The sequence below is a fragment of the Bradyrhizobium neotropicale genome (assembly GCF_001641695.1).
GTDB lineage: Bacteria > Pseudomonadota > Alphaproteobacteria > Rhizobiales > Xanthobacteraceae > Bradyrhizobium > Bradyrhizobium neotropicale.
This window is the reverse complement of sequence record NZ_LSEF01000098.1, coordinates 65,997-80,312: the sequence shown is the minus strand read 5'-3', so window position 1 is coordinate 80,312 and position 14,316 is coordinate 65,997. Positions and strand designations below refer to the sequence as shown.

The 14,316-nt window shown below is 64.4% G+C and carries 18 protein-coding genes; 13 read left to right on the top strand and 5 right to left on the bottom strand.

Annotation, left to right across the window (positions count from 1 at the left end; all coding sequences use genetic code 11):
* Nucleotides 1–126: 126 nt before the first annotated feature.
* The 9 genes from AXW67_RS33165 (at nt 127) to AXW67_RS33125 (ending at nt 8,562) form a co-directional block, all read left to right on the top strand.
* Nucleotides 127–636 (top strand): TRAP transporter small permease, encoded by a 510-nt coding sequence (locus AXW67_RS33165; protein ID WP_063681312.1) that lies wholly within the window; start codon nt 127–129, stop codon nt 634–636.
* 2 nt (nt 637–638) lie between these two features.
* Nucleotides 639–1,958: a TRAP transporter large permease gene (locus AXW67_RS33160; protein WP_063681311.1), complete on the top strand. Its 1,320-nt coding sequence runs from the start codon at nt 639–641 to the stop codon at nt 1,956–1,958.
* 40 nt (nt 1,959–1,998) lie between these two features.
* Nucleotides 1,999–2,457, top strand: coding sequence for a DUF3237 domain-containing protein (locus AXW67_RS33155; RefSeq protein WP_063681310.1), 459 nt, complete (start codon nt 1,999–2,001; stop codon nt 2,455–2,457).
* 126 nt (nt 2,458–2,583) lie between these two features.
* The gene (locus AXW67_RS33150) at nt 2,584–3,264 is read left to right on the top strand and encodes a DUF2270 domain-containing protein (RefSeq protein WP_063681309.1); all 681 of its coding nucleotides are present in this window, start codon (nt 2,584–2,586) and stop codon (nt 3,262–3,264) included.
* Nucleotides 3,265–3,410: 146 nt separating this feature from the next.
* On the top strand, nt 3,411–4,220 hold the full coding sequence (locus AXW67_RS33145; RefSeq protein ID WP_063681308.1) for a crotonase/enoyl-CoA hydratase family protein: 810 nt from the start codon (nt 3,411–3,413) through the stop codon (nt 4,218–4,220).
* Nucleotides 4,217–6,100 (top strand): feruloyl-CoA synthase, encoded by a 1,884-nt coding sequence (locus AXW67_RS33140; RefSeq protein WP_063681307.1) that lies wholly within the window; start codon nt 4,217–4,219, stop codon nt 6,098–6,100. The genes AXW67_RS33145 and AXW67_RS33140 overlap by 4 nt, the downstream gene beginning before the upstream one ends.
* 26 nt (nt 6,101–6,126) lie before the next feature.
* Nucleotides 6,127–6,888 (top strand): SDR family NAD(P)-dependent oxidoreductase, encoded by a 762-nt coding sequence (locus tag AXW67_RS33135; protein WP_063681306.1) that lies wholly within the window; start codon nt 6,127–6,129, stop codon nt 6,886–6,888.
* Between the two features lie 24 nt (nt 6,889–6,912).
* On the top strand, nt 6,913–7,332 hold the full coding sequence (locus tag AXW67_RS33130) for an acyl-CoA thioesterase (RefSeq protein ID WP_063681305.1): 420 nt from the start codon (nt 6,913–6,915) through the stop codon (nt 7,330–7,332).
* 78 nt (nt 7,333–7,410) lie between these two features.
* The gene (locus tag AXW67_RS33125; RefSeq protein ID WP_063681304.1) at nt 7,411–8,562 is read left to right on the top strand and encodes an ABC transporter substrate-binding protein; all 1,152 of its coding nucleotides are present in this window, start codon (nt 7,411–7,413) and stop codon (nt 8,560–8,562) included.
* 270 nt (nt 8,563–8,832) lie between these two features.
* Here AXW67_RS33125 and AXW67_RS33120 read toward each other — a convergent pair whose 3' ends face one another.
* Nucleotides 8,833–9,561, bottom strand: coding sequence for a glutathione S-transferase family protein (locus tag AXW67_RS33120; RefSeq protein ID WP_063681303.1), 729 nt, complete (start codon nt 9,559–9,561; stop codon nt 8,833–8,835).
* A gap of 36 nt (nt 9,562–9,597) precedes the next feature.
* The gene (locus AXW67_RS33115; RefSeq protein WP_063681302.1) at nt 9,598–9,873 is read right to left on the bottom strand and encodes a hypothetical protein; all 276 of its coding nucleotides are present in this window, start codon (nt 9,871–9,873) and stop codon (nt 9,598–9,600) included.
* A 118-nt stretch (nt 9,874–9,991) separates the two neighbouring features.
* On the opposite strand from AXW67_RS33115, the gene AXW67_RS33110 reads away from it, so the two are divergent.
* Entirely contained in the window at nt 9,992–10,690 is a 699-nt protein-coding gene (locus tag AXW67_RS33110) for a helix-turn-helix transcriptional regulator (protein ID WP_027549571.1), read from the top strand.
* On the top strand, nt 10,690–11,019 hold the full coding sequence (locus AXW67_RS33105) for a YkgJ family cysteine cluster protein (RefSeq protein ID WP_430648743.1): 330 nt from the start codon (nt 10,690–10,692) through the stop codon (nt 11,017–11,019). Before AXW67_RS33110 ends, AXW67_RS33105 begins: the two co-directional genes overlap by 1 nt.
* Here AXW67_RS33105 and AXW67_RS33100 read toward each other — a convergent pair.
* The 3 genes from AXW67_RS33100 to AXW67_RS43375 all read right to left on the bottom strand — a co-directional run bounded on the left by AXW67_RS33100 (nt 11,016) and on the right by AXW67_RS43375 (nt 12,450).
* Nucleotides 11,016–11,414 carry a hypothetical protein gene (locus AXW67_RS33100; protein ID WP_027549573.1) on the bottom strand — a complete coding sequence of 133 codons (399 nt, stop codon included), beginning with the start codon at nt 11,412–11,414 and terminating at the stop codon, nt 11,016–11,018. The genes AXW67_RS33105 and AXW67_RS33100 overlap by 4 nt on opposite strands.
* Nucleotides 11,415–11,714: 300 nt before the next feature.
* Nucleotides 11,715–12,062 (bottom strand): DUF3307 domain-containing protein, encoded by a 348-nt coding sequence (locus AXW67_RS33095; protein ID WP_063681336.1) that lies wholly within the window; start codon nt 12,060–12,062, stop codon nt 11,715–11,717.
* A 16-nt stretch (nt 12,063–12,078) separates the two neighbouring features.
* Nucleotides 12,079–12,450 (bottom strand): hypothetical protein, encoded by a 372-nt coding sequence (locus AXW67_RS43375; RefSeq protein WP_201723747.1) that lies wholly within the window; start codon nt 12,448–12,450, stop codon nt 12,079–12,081.
* Between the two features lie 17 nt (nt 12,451–12,467).
* Between AXW67_RS43375 and AXW67_RS33090 the strand changes: the two genes are divergently transcribed.
* Together AXW67_RS33090 and AXW67_RS33085 are read left to right on the top strand one after the other, a co-directional pair.
* On the top strand, nt 12,468–13,901 hold the full coding sequence (locus AXW67_RS33090; protein WP_063681301.1) for a TAXI family TRAP transporter solute-binding subunit: 1,434 nt from the start codon (nt 12,468–12,470) through the stop codon (nt 13,899–13,901).
* A 114-nt stretch (nt 13,902–14,015) separates the two neighbouring features.
* Nucleotides 14,016–14,234: a hypothetical protein gene (locus tag AXW67_RS33085; RefSeq protein WP_027549576.1), complete on the top strand. Its 219-nt coding sequence runs from the start codon at nt 14,016–14,018 to the stop codon at nt 14,232–14,234.
* Nucleotides 14,235–14,316 lie beyond the last annotated feature (82 nt).

The window sequence follows — 14,316 nt, the reverse complement described above, 5'->3', positions numbered from 1 at the left end:
GGGCTCGCGGAGACTCCCCCTCACCCGCCGCGCTTCGTGCGTCGGCCTCTCCCCGCACGCGGGGAGAGGCGAAGGATCGCCGCTAGAGCCGAGAGCCAGAATGACATCACGCGATAGGACCACCCCATGAAGCGCGCCTGGATGGATCGCTTTATCGACATGATCGAATGGATCGCGGCCGGCTTCGTCGGCATCGTCGCGCTCGACATCTTCCTGTCGGTGCTGCTGCGCAACACGCTGAACTATTCGATCCCCGACAGCTTCGACATCGGCCGCATGCTGCTCGGCATCCTGATCTTCTGGGGCATCGCCGCGACCTCCTATCGCGGCACGCACATCACCGTGGACCTGGTCTGGGCCAATGTCACACCGCGCTACCAGCGCTGGATCGACGTGTTCGCGACGCTGGTGCTGCTGTTCGTCGTCACCGTGCAGACCTGGACGCTGTTCGACAAGGTGCGCGGCACCTACAACGACAATGTGCAGACGTTCGACCTGCATATGCCGACCTGGCCGTTCTTCGCGATCGCCTGGATCGGCGACATCTCCGCGGTGCTGCTGATCGCGATCCGCACCTACCGGCTGATCTTCCACCCCGAGGAAATGCACGACCCCAAGCTGAAGGCGACGGAGTAACCATGAGCACCGATGCCGTCGCCGTACTCGGCTTCGTTTCCCTGTTCGCCCTGATGCTGCTGCGCGTGCCCGTCGGCATGGCCATGGGCCTCGTCGGCGTGTCCGGCTTCTCCTACCTCGTCGGCGCCACACCGGCGCTGAAGCTGGTCGGCCAGACCTCGATGCGCACGGTGACCGACTACACCTTTGGCGTCATCCCTATGTTCCTGCTGATGGGCTCCTTCGTCAGCAATTCCGGCATGAGCCGCGAGTTGTTCCGCGCCGCCAACGGTTTTGTCGGCCATTTACGCGGCGGCCTCGGCATTGCGACTGTCGGCGCCTGCGGCGGCTTCGCCGCGATCTGCGGCTCTTCGGTCGCAACCGCCGCGACCTTCTCCGCCGTCGCTTACCCCGAGATGCGCCGCTTCGGCTATCCGCAATCCTTCGCCACCGGCGTAATCGCCGCCGGCGGCACGCTGGGCGCGATGCTGCCGCCCTCCACCGTGCTCGCGGTCTACGGCATCATCACCGAGCAGGACATCGGCAAGCTGTTCATCGCCGGCATCATCCCGGGCCTCTTGGCGATGACCATGTACATGATCACGATCGGCCTAATCGGGTACTTCCGCCCCGATTTCCTGCCCAAGGGCAAGGTGCTGCCATGGCGCGAGCGCTTCGCCGGCCTGAAGGACATCTGGGCGCCCGTCCTGCTGTTCGTGTTCGTGATCGGCGGCCTCTACGGCCTGCCCTTCCTGCCGCGCTTCACGCCGACGGAAGCCGGCGGCGTCGGCGCCACCGGCGCCTTCATCATCGGCGTGCTCACCGGACGGCTCGACCGGGAGAAGATCCTGGCCTCGCTGCTCCAAGCGACGCGCACCGCGGCCGCGGTGTTCACCGTGCTGATCGGCGCGCTGATCTTCGGCTATTTCCTCACGGTGACGCAGACGCCGCAGAAGGTCACGGAATTCCTGACCGGCCTCGGCCTCGGCTCCTACGGCGTGCTGGCGCTGATCATGGTGATGTATCTCGTGCTCGGCTGCCTGATGGACGCCATGGCGATGATCATCCTCACCGTGCCGATCATCTTCCCCGTGATCACGCATCTCGGCTTCGATCCGATCTGGTTCGGCGTCATCATCGTCATGACCGTCGAGCTCGGCCTGATCCACCCGCCGGTCGGCATGAACGTCTTCGTCATCAAGAGCGTGGTAAAGGACGTCTCGTTCTCCACCATCTTCAAGGGCGTGATCCCGTTCGTCGCGACCGATTTGGTGCGGCTGGTGATCCTGATCGCATTTCCACTGCTGGCGACCTGGCTGCCGACGCGGATGATGGCGCATTGAAATACAAGGCACGATTGCCGCGCTACATGGAGGTGACTCGATGCCCCCCACCCTCGAGACCAAATACGTCTTCACCATCACCGCACGTATCGGCGAGGTCATCACCGCCGGCGAGACCGGCATCGGCGTTCGCCGCATCATTCCGATCATCGGCGGCGAGGTGACGGGCACTGTGACCGGCACGGTGTTGCCATATGGCGCCGATTTCCAGACCATCCGCCCCAACGAGCTGATCGACTTAGAGGCCAGATACGCCTTCGAAACCGACGACGGCGCGACCGTCTATGTCGAGAACAAGGGCATGCGCTTCGGCCCGGTCGAGCTGCTGCAAAAGCTGAAACGCGGCGAGCCGGTCGCCCCCGAGCTGATCTACTTCCGTACCGTCCCGAAGTTCGAGACGGGGCATGAGAAGTACCGCTGGTTGATGCAGCACATCTTCGTCGCCTCAGCCGCGCGCCACGCGGATCGCGTGGTGATCGACGTGCATCAGGTTATGTGAGGCTCCCGCCTCCCGGTTGGACCGTATCAATCCCCTCCTGCAAAAGCCACGCAGGGCCTATGCCCCGGGGCTGAGCAGGTTCAGGATATGCGTGCGCAAGATTGCGCAGACCACGGGAGTGCCACCATGTCCCTTATGGCTTCCAGCGACTCAAGCCCGCATCACAGCTTTGATCCTGCCGAAATGGGCGCCATCGCCCATCTCTACCGGGGCGAGGTCTATCGCTCGACGATCTGGCGAACGCGCCTCGACAACACGACCAATTGGTCGATCGTCACCATGGGCATCGCGCTATCGACGACCTTTTCGAGCCCGGAGGCGTCGCCCCTGCCGCTCGTCCTCGTCGGGCTGCTGATCGCCGTGTTCCTCGCGATGGAGGCGCGGCGCTATCGCTATTTCAACGTCTGGCGGGCCCGGGCCCGCTGGCTGGAGAAGAATTTCTATGCGCCGATGTTCACGCGCGAGGCGCGCGACGACAGCTGGCAGGCCATTCTCGCGCGCGACTACACCGCGCCCCGCCATCACATTTCATTCGTCCGCGCTGCAGGGCGACGGCTGCGTCGCAATTACGCCGGGATTCTCGTCATCCAGGCGGTCGCCTATTACGGCAAGATCGCAATCCATCCGACGCCCGCAGCCAGCCTGGCCGAATTCGTCAATCGCGCGGCCGTCGGACCGCTTTCCGGCTGGACCGTTCTGCTCATGGGCTTTGCCTACGATTTCGGCTGGCTGGCGTTCGCGCTCGGCACGTTATGGCTCGACCAACGCGAGCACGGAGCCAAGGGCGACGGAGTAGCGATGGGCTAGCGACGGAGAATGGCCGCAGCAGCGCAGGCGCTCTTGGGCGGGCTCCGGGGCGAGCTCGCCCGCCCCACAACGGGCGGGGAACCCGTTCCCCTTGTTGACTCCCTCGAAATTCGTTATACAATATAACTATTCTGACAAGGACGCAAATGACACAGGGAAACGCCGACACCGCTGATGCGGGAGCCTCCGGGCTGCTTAGGATCGAGAGGGCGGACAGGGTTTTGACCGTCGGTCTCAACCGGCCGGCCAAGCGCAATGCGCTGAATGACGGCATCATCCTGGAAATCGGCGACTGCTTCGCGACGCTGCCCGAGGATATCGGCGCGGTCGTCATCCACGGCATCGGCGACCATTTCTCCTCCGGCCTCGACCTCTCCGAACTGACCGACCACGACGCCACCGGCGGGCTCCTGCATTCGCAGATGTGGCACCGTGTGTTCGACCGTATCCAGTACAGCCGCGTGCCGGTCATCGCCGCGCTCAAGGGCGCGGTGATCGGCGGCGGGCTGGAGCTGGCCTGCGCTGCGCATATCCGCGTCGCCGAACCCTCGACCTATTTCGCGCTGCCGGAAGGCCAGCGCGGCATCTTCGTCGGCGGCGGCGGATCGGTGCGGCTGCCGCGGCTGATCGGGGTGGCGCGGATGATGGACATGATGCTGACGGGCCGCGTCTATTCCGCGACCGAAGGCGCCTCCTACGGTTTCGCGCAATACGTGACGGAAGCCGGCAACGGCCTCGGCAAGGCACTGGAGCTCGCCACCCGCATCGCCTCCAACGCGCCGCTGACGAATTTTGCCGTCCTCCAGGCGCTGCCGATGATCGCGGAAGCCAATCCGCAGACCGGCCTCCTGATGGAATCGCTGATGGCGACGGTGGCGCAGAGCGACAAGGAGGCGAAACGCAGGATCCGCGAATTCCTCGAGCACAAGACCGCCAAGGTGAAGCCGAAGTCATGAGCACGCAGCCGTCCTCTTCCACCACGGAGCGCGGCGCGAGCACTTCTCCGCTACGGCCGATCTCGTTCGGCGACCCCGCAGTCAATATCGAGCGGCGCGAGGACGGCACGATCTATCTGAGGCCGACGCAGCCGCTCGGCGACTATCCCGTCCGCATCACCGACCGCCTGCACCACTGGGCGAAGACCACGCCGGACCGCACCTTCATGGCCGAGCGCGAAGGCGGGCGTGGCTGGCGCAAGATCACCTACGCCGAACTGCTCACCGCGAGCCGGCACATCGCCTCCGCGCTGATCCAACGCGGCCTGTCGGCAGACAGGCCGGTTGTGATCCTCTCCGGCAATTCGATCGATCATGCGCTGCTCGCGTTCGGCGCGTTCTACGCCGGCATTCCGTTCTGTCCGGTGTCGCCGGCCTATTCGCTGGTGTCGAAGGACTACGGCAAGCTGTCCTATCTGATGAAGCTGTTGACGCCCGGCCTGGTCTTCGCCGAGGACGCCGACAAGTTCGCCGATGCGCTTGTTGCCAACGTCTCGCTCGGCACCGAGATCGCTGCGTCCTACGGCGCCGTGCCGGGCCGCGACGTGACGCTGCTCGCCGACCTCATGGCAACGCCGATCCATCCCGCGCTCGACGAGGTGCATGGCAACATCGGCCCGGACACGATCGCCAAATTCCTGCTGACCTCCGGCTCGACCGGCAATCCCAAGGCCGTCATCAACACCCAGCGCATGATCTGCGCCAACCAGGTGATGCTGCGCGAGACGCTGGCCTTCCTCAAGGACGAGCCGCCGGTCATCATCGACTGGCTGCCCTGGAACCACACCTTCGGCGGCAACCACAATATCGGACTGACGCTCTACAATGGCGGCTCGATGTATCTCGACGCCGGCAAGCCGGTGCCCGGCGGCATCGAGGAGACCGTGCGTAATCTCCAGGAGATTTCGCCGACGGTCTATTTCAACGTGCCCAAGGGTTATGAATCGCTGCTGCCCTATTTGCGCGACGACCAGGGGCTGCGCGCAAAATTCTTCGACCGCCTGCACGCGATGTTCTTCTCGGGCGCGGCGCTCTCGCCCTTCGTCTGGAACAGCCTCGACGAGCTCGCGGTCAAGGAGAAGGGCTATCGCGTGCCGATGCTGACGGGCCTCGGTGCAACCGAGACCGCGCCGTTCTTCATGTCGGTCAATCCGCGCACCAGCCGCTCCGGCCATGTCGGCCTGCCGGTCTCGGGCAATGACGCCAAGCTCGTGCCGAACAACGGCAAGCTGGAAGTGCGTGCCAAGGGCCCGAACGTGATGCCCGGCTACTGGCGCCAGCCCGACGTGACCGCGAAATCCTTCGACGAGGAGGGCTTTTACAAGCTCGGCGACGCGCTGAAGCCCGCCGATCCCGACGATCTCAACGCCGGCTTCGACTTCGACGGCCGCGTCAGCGAGGATTTCAAGCTCGCGAGCGGCACCTGGGTCAGCGTCGGCCCGCTGCGCGCACGCTTCGTGGCGGCCTGCGCGCCGCTGGTACGTGACGTCGTCATCGCCGGCATCAACCGTGACGAGATCTCCGCGCTCGTGGTGCTCGACCTCGACGGCTGCCGGCTGGTCAATCCAACGCTGGCGGCCGACGACCTCGTCGTGACAGCACGCGACCGTCTGATCCGCGACGCCTTTCGCGAGCGCCTAACCCGCTTCCTCGGCGCGGCCACCGGCTCCTCGACGCGGATCACGCGCGCGATCCTCTTGGACACGCCGCTGTCGATCGACAAGGGCGAAGTCACCGACAAGGGTTCGATCAACCAGCGCGCGGTGCTCGAGCATAGGGCCGCATTGATCGAGGAGCTCTATGCTGCCAATCCATCGGACCGTGTGATATCGGTCGGCTAACCAAACATCCGCCAAAGGAGAACGCCATGTTGTTGAAGGATCAGGCAGCCATCGTCACCGGCGGCGCATCGGGACTGGGCGCGGCCACCGCGCGAAAGCTGGCGGCGCAGGGCGCCAAGGTCGCGGTCTGCGACCTCAACGCCAAGCTCGCCGAGACTGTCGCCGCGGAGATCAAGGGCGTGGCTGTCGCCTGCGACGTCTCCGACGCCGCCTCCGCTGAAGCTGCGATCGCGCAGGCCGCCAAGGCCCATGGTCCGGCGCGCGTGCTGGTCAACTGCGCCGGCATCGGCGTCGCAAAGCGCGTCGTCGGCCGTGACGGGCCTATGGCCCTTTCCGACTTCGACAAGGTGATCAAGGTCAATTTGATCGGCACCTTCAACATGCTGCGCCTTGCCGCAGCCGAGATGTCCAAGCTCGAGCCGCAGGCCACCGGCGAGCGCGGTGTCATCATCAACACCGCGTCGGTCGCCGCCTATGACGGCCAGATCGGGCAGTCGGCCTATTCCGCGTCCAAGGGCGGTATCGTCGGCATGACCCTGCCGATCGCGCGCGAGCTCGCGCAGTTCGGCGTCCGCGTGCTCACCATCGCGCCCGGCCTGTTCCTGACACCGTTGCTCGCCAACCTGCCGCAGGAAGCCCAGGATTCGCTTGCGGCTGCGATCCCCTTCCCGCGCCGGCTCGGCAACGCCGACGAGTTCGCGGCGCTCGCGCTGCACATGGTCGAGAATTCCTATCTCAACGGCGAGGTGGTGCGGCTCGACGGCTCGCTGCGCATGGCACCGAAGTAAGCGCGGCAAGGGCAAGGGCAGCACATGTTCGTGAACCGGCGCGACGTACAGATCCAATGGGGCGATTGCGACCCCGCCAACATCGTCTATTACCCGCGCTATTTCGGCATGTTCGACGATTCGACCTCGGTCCTGTTCGAGAAGGCCGGCTTCTCGAAGCAGGACCTGGTCCACAAATACGGACTGGTCGGCATTCCCATGGTCGACACGCGGGCGAAATTCTACATCCCCTCGACCCACGGCGACTGGATCACCATCGAAACCAGGATCGAGAGCATCAAGCGCTCGAGCTTCGAGGTGAAGCACAATGTCTACAAGGGCGAGGCGCTGGCTATCGAAGCCTTCGAGACCCGCGTCCTGGTCGGCCGCGACCCGAACGACCCCGACAAGCTGAAATCGGCGCCGTTTCCGCCGGAAATGGTGGCGAAATTCATCGGGAGCTAAATCGCCGCACCATCCAAAGACGGGGCTGAATCAGCCCCCGATTTCTGCTTTCAAAGAAACACGTAAAGGGAGGAATAGATGAAACGTTTTTACCTGACCGCCGCGATTGCCGCCGCGACGCTCGCCTTGCCGGCGCTGCCCGCGCTGGCCCAGACCAATGAAATCACCATCGGCATCACCACCACCACGACCGGCCCGGGCGCGGCCCTCGGCATTCCCGAGCGCAACGCGCTGGAATTCGTGCCGAAAGAGATCGGCGGCGTGCCGTTGAAGGTGATCGTGCTCGACGACGGCGGCGACCCGACCACGGCAACCACCAATGCCCGCCGCTTCGTCACGGAATCCAAGGCCGACATCATCATGGGCTCGGCGCTGACGCCGCCGACGATCGCGGTCTCCAACGTCGCCAACGAAGCCGGCATTCCGCATTTCGGCCTCGCGCCGTTTCCGATCACGCCGGAGCGCATGAAGTGGTCGGTGGCGATGCCGCAGCCGATTCCGATCGTGGGCAAGGTGCTCTACGACCACATGAAGTCCAAGGGCGTAAAGACCGTCGGCTATATCGGCTATTCCGATTCGTACGGCGACCTCTGGTTCAACGACCTGAAGGCCCAGGCCGTGCCGATGGGCGTGACCATCGTCGACGAGGAGCGCTTCGCGCGTCCCGATACTTCGGTCACCGGCCAGGTGCTGAAGCTCGTCGCCGCCAATCCCGACGCGATCCTGGTCGGCGCCTCCGGCACCGCGGCCGCGCTGCCCCAGACCGAGCTGCGCGAGCGCGGCTATCAGGGCCTGATCTACCAGACCCACGGCGCGGCCAGCATGGACTTCATCCGCATCGCCGGCAAAGCGGCCGAAGGCGTGCTGATGGCCTCGGGCCCGGTCATGGACCCCGAGGATCAGCCGGACGAAGCGGCCACCAGGAAGCCGGGCCTTGCGCTCAACACCGCCTATGAAGCGAAGTACGGCCCGAACAGCCGCAGCCAGTTCGCCGGCCACTCCTATGACGCCTTCGAGCTCCTGAAGCGCGTCATTCCGGTCGCTCTGAAGACGGCAAAGCCGGGCACGCCGGAGTTTCGTGAGGCCATCCGGCAAGCCTTGCTGACGGAAAAGGAATTGGCGGCCAGTCAGGGCGTCTACAACTTCACCGAAAAGGATCGCTACGGCCTCGACGAGCGCTCGCGCATCCTGCTCACGGTGACGAACGGCAAATACAAGCTCGTGAAATAACACAGCGTCAGTTTCGAGACAGTCAGAGCCGGCCCCGCGGGCCGGCTCTTTTCTTTTTGCCGGTGATCGTGGCTGCGGCCCGAATTTCACTGCGCTCCCTCTCCCGCTTGCGGGGGAGGCCTGGGGTGGGGGTGTATCCGCGTCGGGATGCCTGAGGTTTACCGAGAAATTCCCCGAGTGGAGAGAGCCCCCACCCGCCGCGCTCTGCGAGCGCGTCGACCTCCGCCGCAAGCGGGAGAGGTGCAGCGTGCCCGCGGAAAGGCCCGCGTACTAAGCGGCCTGCGCAAGCCTGGTCCAGGCGAACTCCGGGTAATACCGTCCCATCATCCGGTCGACATAGGCGGTGAGGTTCGGAAACTCCTCGGCCCGCCCGCGCAGCTTGGAGTCGAAGAACGGGGTCAGGATTCCCGCGAGCACGCCGAACGCGGACGCATCGACGCCGCAGGGCTTCTCGCCCATCAGATAGGACTTGTCGCCGAGTTGCACCGAGAGCGCAAACAGCGAGCGCACGGCGAGATCGACATCGTCATCCGGCGCGTGGCGGCCAAGGCCGGAGAGCAGATAGTTTTCGGCGACGCGGAATTGCGCATCCTCGCGCAGCTTCTCGCGGTTGTGCTCTGGCGCGCCGTCGAAGAAATGCGCAGGCCCCTTGGCGAAATTAACCGGATCGACCCAGCGCGCGCCGACCAGCGCCCAGTAGACGTGATGCTCGATCATCCGCTCGAAGGCCCAGGCCTGCGCGCGTTGCTGCAAGGAGAGGCCGGCGTCGAAGTCGAACCCGTAGCGGCGTTCGATATGGGCGCGGATGAAGGTGGAATCGGCCACCGCCTCGCCGTCATCGTCGATGAAGGGCAACTGCCCCTTGGGCGACGCGGGCGGCATGGCCCGCTCCTTCCGATAGGGCAGTTCCGCCATCTTGAGCTGCACCTCGGTCTTCGTGACGAAGGGGCTGATTTCCGGCAGGCCGAATCCGACACCGAAGCCGTAGAGGGTGATCATGTCTGCTCTCCTGATCCTCGAAAGATGCATTGGAACCTAGCGTCCGGCTGCTGCCACCATGGTGGCAGCAGCCGTGATATCCTTGGCGAAACGAGCCCCTCGCCAGGCCTGGCCCATGAGGTGGCGGACCAGGGTGTCCGCGACCTGGACCAGCGAGCGGGTCACAAGGCTCGCCAGCGCGAGGCGGAAGTCGACGAACATGAGATCGAGAGACGCGAGACGGCCGAACGCCCAGGTATGCAGCAAGGCGTGCAGCGAAGCCTGCACCCGCCAGAGCGGGACGGCCGTGCCGAATTGGGTGCGAATGATCATGGACAAATCCTCTTCAGTCGAAGCGTTGTCCCGGTATAGAACTCCCCTGCTGCCAACATCCTGTCAGCATCAGCGCGCCGTTTTTTGAGCCGCCTGCGATCAGGGAAAGAGAATTGTCATGAGACGTGCCGACCGGCTGTTTCAGATCATCCAGGTGCTGAGGCGCAGCCGTAAACCGCTCACGGCCGACGCGATCGCGGCCGAGCTCGAGACATCGAAGCGCACCGTCTATCGCGACATCGCCACGCTGATCGGCCAGCGTGTGCCGATCCGCGGCGAGGCCGGCATGGGCTACATCCTGGAAAAGGGCTTCGACCTTCCGCCTTTGATGCTGACGCCGGACGAGATCGAGGCGGCGGTGCTGGGCGCGCAATGGGTCGCGGGCCACGCCGACACGGCGCTCGCGCGCGCGGCCGAAGACCTGATGGCCAAGATCGCCGACACCGTGCCCGAACGCCTGCGCCCCTTCGTGCTCGAGCCGGCGAGCCGCGCGCGGCCGAGCTGGAACAGGGAGCCCGACCGGATGGACATGGTGCGCACGCGTACCCAGATCCATGAGGGCAAGAAGATCATGCTGCGCTATCGCGACGAGCAGGGCCGCCCGAGCGAGCGCATGATCTGGCCGATCGCGGTCGGCTATCTCGAAGCCGTCCGCCTGCTTGCAGCCTGGTGCGAGCTGCGCAGCGACTTCCGCAGCTTCCGCACCGACCGCGTGGTGGAGGCAACCTATCTCGACGAAAGATATCCGGAGCGGCGCGACGTGCTGCGGGCGAAATGGCGGCAGAGCCTGGTCTGGGGTCCGCCGAAGGACACGTGATGGCGATCGATGAGATGTCCACCACCGATCTGTCGAGCTGCTGCCAGGCGTGCGGCGCCTGCTGCGGCTATTCGGCGAATTGGCCGCGTTTCTCGATCGAGAGCGACGAGGAGCTCGCGCTGATTCCGGAGAAGCTCGTCAACGACCGGCAATCCGGCATGCGCTGCGAGGGCGATCGCTGCGCAGCGTTGCAAGGGGAAATCGGGAAGACGACAGCTTGTGGCATCTACCAGGCGCGGCCGGAAGTGTGCCGCACCTGCATGCCGGGTGATGCCGAATGCGCGATGGCGCGGCGCAAATTCGGACTGCCGGCGATCGTGGTAGCTTAAGCCGGCACGGCTTCGCTGATCTCGTCGTCGAACTCATCCTCTAGCGGCGCAAGCACCGAGAGCGGCTTGGTTGACAGCGTGATCGGCTTGCGGCCGCCGGACAGAGACGGCGTCGATTTGGCCGAGCGTTCGCGCGACAGCGCGTAGAGCGTCGAGCCGACGCGGCCACCGCTCTCGATCAGGTCGCGCTCGCTGCAGCTCGCTGCGATCGCGACCGCCAGCGAATGCAAATGGCTGCGGCGATAGCAGAACAGCGCCAGCCTGGCGCGGACGTCAGGGGAAACACTCTCAACCAGCCTCGGCAGGCCGCTCTCATTGGCGCGATACATCTCGCCAAGGAGTTCGTCGCGGACCGGGCAGAAATCGCTTTCAAAGGTATCGCGGCTTGAAAACATTGCAGTTCTCCCTCGTGTGCGGAAGATGCCGCGCAATTCTCTAATGAAAGGTTAACCACACTGACCGGTAGTCACCCGGGGTCCTTGCGCCCACGCCGCGAATCGGTCCGGCCCCCATCGGGTATCCGATCGCATATGCGGATCTGCAGCAGTCGTCATGCCCGGGCTTGTCCCGGGCATCCACGTTCTTTGTGCCGTGCGGTAAGACGTGGTTGGCCGGGACAAGCCGGGCATGACGCTGTGGAAACTTCAGCGCACCACGCACCCGCAATCGCCCTGCCCATCGGCAGGCAGCCAGCTTCAGTTGGCGGCCATGAAGATGGAGAGACCGAAGCCGGTGAGATGGTGCAGCGCCTGGTCGACACCGATCAAGGTCCAGAACCAGGGATGCTCCTGGTTGACATGGAGATTGGCCGAGACGAGACCCTTGGCGCGGTCGACGATGATGTGAATCCCGAAGTCGATCAGGGCCACGAACCAGAAGCGCGGCGCCACGATCAGGATCAGCGGCAGCGCAACCGCAAGGTGAATCAGGCAATGCACGAGCAGCGGCAGACCCCAGCCGTGCTTCTGGTCCTTGCCGTGCGCCATCCAGGCGGTTTGCAGGACGAAATCGGCCATGATGTGCTTGAAGGTCAGCAGCAACATCCAGCCAATGAGCGCTTCAACCGGAATCGCCGATGACATGGGTGGAAACGACAAAGCTGGCGCCCTCATTGACGTGGGAAGCAAAAAATGGAGCGTTCAGCGCAACTTCTTCTTGGGTCCGGCCAAATCCCCGGGATCGGTCATTTATGACATCTCCCGCGGCGGAATGCATCCGGGGGAACTCGAAAATCACCAACTGTGGCCGAACGGCGATAGGACGACCAATCGCCGCGGACGGTCCAAGTAAGGTTACCTTCGGCTCGAAATTTGCATTCTCGGGCCGGAGCGCTATCATCCCCAGATAGAGAATATCGTTCTTTTTTTCAGGCGTGTACGAAATTTCAGGCGCGCGCGGCCGGCAGATCCGCCGCCGCCCGCCATCCCGCATAAGGCCAGAGTGCTGCCATGAGTACTGAAGGCCCGACGGCACCGACCGAGCCGCGACGGACCCTGCGCCGCAAGGTGATCAAGACCAATCAGCAGCAGGTCCTTCTGTACGTCGTGCTGACCCTGCTTCTGTCGTTTGTCACCGTCTGGGCCGGCCGGGCCTTGTTGCACAATTCAGAGACGCTGACCTTTGCCGTCGGCGCCCCCAACAGCGACGAGGCACTGTTTGCGACCAAGCTCGCCGCGCTTCTGAAGAACAACGCCTCGCGCTTCCGGATCAAGATCGTCAACAACCCTGACAATGCCAGGGCGCTCGCACAGTTCGACCGCCGGCAGGCCGATCTCGCCATCCTGCGCACCGACGCCAAAGTGCCGCCACGGGCACGCACGCTGGCGATCCTGGAGCACGATCTCGTGCTGCTGCTCGGCCCCGGCAACAAGAAGATCAAATCGCTCGCCGAGCTGAAGAAGAAAAAGGTCGCCGTTGTCGCCGAGAACGAGTCCTCGCTCGCCTTCGTGCGCAGCATCCTCGACATCCCCGACGGTCCGGACGCCGCGAAGATCCAGATGGCTCCGCAGGGCGCGACGCTCGACAAGCTGTTCGCGCCGTCCAGCGGCTTTAGCGCAGTGATCGCCATTGTCCACGCATCCCGCGCGGTGCGCGACAAGGCCTACGAGCAGGTCGCCAAGCATGGCGGGTTCACACTGAATGCGATCGACGAAGCCAAGGCGCTGGCGCGCAAATTCCCCGGCATTTCCGACGAGACGCTGACGGCCGGCACGCTGTCCGCCTCGCCTGAAATTCCGGACGATGACCTCGATACGATCGGGCTCGAATGGCTCCTGGTCGCGCAGTCCAAGATGTCCCTGACCACGGGCGGCGACCTCGCGCGTATCGTCTACGAGAACAAGTCCGCGCTCGGGCTCGACAATGGCTTTGCCACGAGGATCGAACCGGCCTCGACCGAGAAGGACGCCTTCGTGATGGCGCATCAGGGCGCGGCCGACTACATCAACGACGACACCAAGTCGTTCATGGATAAGTACAGCGACATGATGTATCTGGGCGCCGCCGCGCTCAGCATCATCGGCTCGATCTTCGCCGCGATCTACACCAAGATCACCAGGGTGGCGCCGGAAAAGGCCAGCAAGCTGTCCACCGCGATCCTCGATATCGGCGAGCGCATCGAGCATGCCCATTCACTGGATCAGCTCGAATGTCTTCAGGACGAGCTGGAGGGCATTCTGCGCGGCGCGGTCATCGGACTCAGAGACGGCACCATCAGTACCGACGGCCTCGATACGTTCAAGCTCGGCTATGAATTCGTCCGGGACGAGATCGGCATGCGCCGTGACTACCTGAAACGCCATGCTGCCGAGGTGGAGAAGGCCGACCCCGTTCCACACGACGACAGCAATGTGGTGGTGGTGAAGACCGCGCAGAGCGCCTGAGCGCGCAGGCGCAGCCGCGGAAACCCTGCAGGGTATTTCGGGTGAACCGCCGGAACCCGGGAACCGTCTCGATTCACGGTCGTTGGTGCCCCGGATACAACCGGAGAACGCTGCATGCGTACACTCCTCGTCATCCTCCTTCTGGGAATGCTGGCAGCGGTCGGCTATTTCGGCTATTCCGCGATGACGATCGAGGGAGACCCGATCCCGACGGAAGGCTATGTGGCGCTGGCGCTGGGCGCAGGGTTCTCGGTGGTCGTCGGCATCGGCCTGATGGTGCTGCTGTTCTTCAGCAGCCGCCACGGCTACGACGAGCCGCCGCACTTCAAGTAGCGGCGGAGTCCGCCGTATCCCATGGCTGCGCCGGGTGCCTGTGCCCTGATATGCGCAATGGCACGCCTACGCGCCATTTGCC

What these genes read in the sequence shown, in the direction of transcription:
- AXW67_RS33165 (WP_063681312.1), top strand. Translation starts at nt 127, where the DNA reads ATGAAGCGCGCCTGGATGGATCGCTTTATCGACATGATCGAATGGATC.
- AXW67_RS33160 (WP_063681311.1), top strand. Translation starts at nt 639, where the DNA reads ATGAGCACCGATGCCGTCGCCGTACTCGGCTTCGTTTCCCTGTTCGCC.
- AXW67_RS33155 (WP_063681310.1), top strand. Translation starts at nt 1,999, where the DNA reads ATGCCCCCCACCCTCGAGACCAAATACGTCTTCACCATCACCGCACGT.
- AXW67_RS33150 (WP_063681309.1), top strand. Translation starts at nt 2,584, where the DNA reads ATGTCCCTTATGGCTTCCAGCGACTCAAGCCCGCATCACAGCTTTGAT.
- AXW67_RS33145 (WP_063681308.1), top strand. Translation starts at nt 3,411, where the DNA reads ATGACACAGGGAAACGCCGACACCGCTGATGCGGGAGCCTCCGGGCTG.
- AXW67_RS33140 (WP_063681307.1), top strand. Translation starts at nt 4,217, where the DNA reads ATGAGCACGCAGCCGTCCTCTTCCACCACGGAGCGCGGCGCGAGCACT.
- AXW67_RS33135 (WP_063681306.1), top strand. Translation starts at nt 6,127, where the DNA reads ATGTTGTTGAAGGATCAGGCAGCCATCGTCACCGGCGGCGCATCGGGA.
- AXW67_RS33130 (WP_063681305.1), top strand. Translation starts at nt 6,913, where the DNA reads ATGTTCGTGAACCGGCGCGACGTACAGATCCAATGGGGCGATTGCGAC.
- AXW67_RS33125 (WP_063681304.1), top strand. Translation starts at nt 7,411, where the DNA reads ATGAAACGTTTTTACCTGACCGCCGCGATTGCCGCCGCGACGCTCGCC.
- AXW67_RS33120 (WP_063681303.1), bottom strand. Translation starts at nt 9,561, where the DNA reads ATGATCACCCTCTACGGCTTCGGTGTCGGATTCGGCCTGCCGGAAATC.
- AXW67_RS33115 (WP_063681302.1), bottom strand. Translation starts at nt 9,873, where the DNA reads ATGATCATTCGCACCCAATTCGGCACGGCCGTCCCGCTCTGGCGGGTG.
- AXW67_RS33110 (WP_027549571.1), top strand. Translation starts at nt 9,992, where the DNA reads ATGAGACGTGCCGACCGGCTGTTTCAGATCATCCAGGTGCTGAGGCGC.
- AXW67_RS33105 (WP_430648743.1), top strand. Translation starts at nt 10,690, where the DNA reads ATGGCGATCGATGAGATGTCCACCACCGATCTGTCGAGCTGCTGCCAG.
- AXW67_RS33100 (WP_027549573.1), bottom strand. Translation starts at nt 11,414, where the DNA reads ATGTTTTCAAGCCGCGATACCTTTGAAAGCGATTTCTGCCCGGTCCGC.
- AXW67_RS33095 (WP_063681336.1), bottom strand. Translation starts at nt 12,062, where the DNA reads ATGTTGCTGCTGACCTTCAAGCACATCATGGCCGATTTCGTCCTGCAA.
- AXW67_RS43375 (WP_201723747.1), bottom strand. Translation starts at nt 12,450, where the DNA reads ATGCGGGATGGCGGGCGGCGGCGGATCTGCCGGCCGCGCGCGCCTGAA.
- AXW67_RS33090 (WP_063681301.1), top strand. Translation starts at nt 12,468, where the DNA reads ATGAGTACTGAAGGCCCGACGGCACCGACCGAGCCGCGACGGACCCTG.
- AXW67_RS33085 (WP_027549576.1), top strand. Translation starts at nt 14,016, where the DNA reads ATGCGTACACTCCTCGTCATCCTCCTTCTGGGAATGCTGGCAGCGGTC.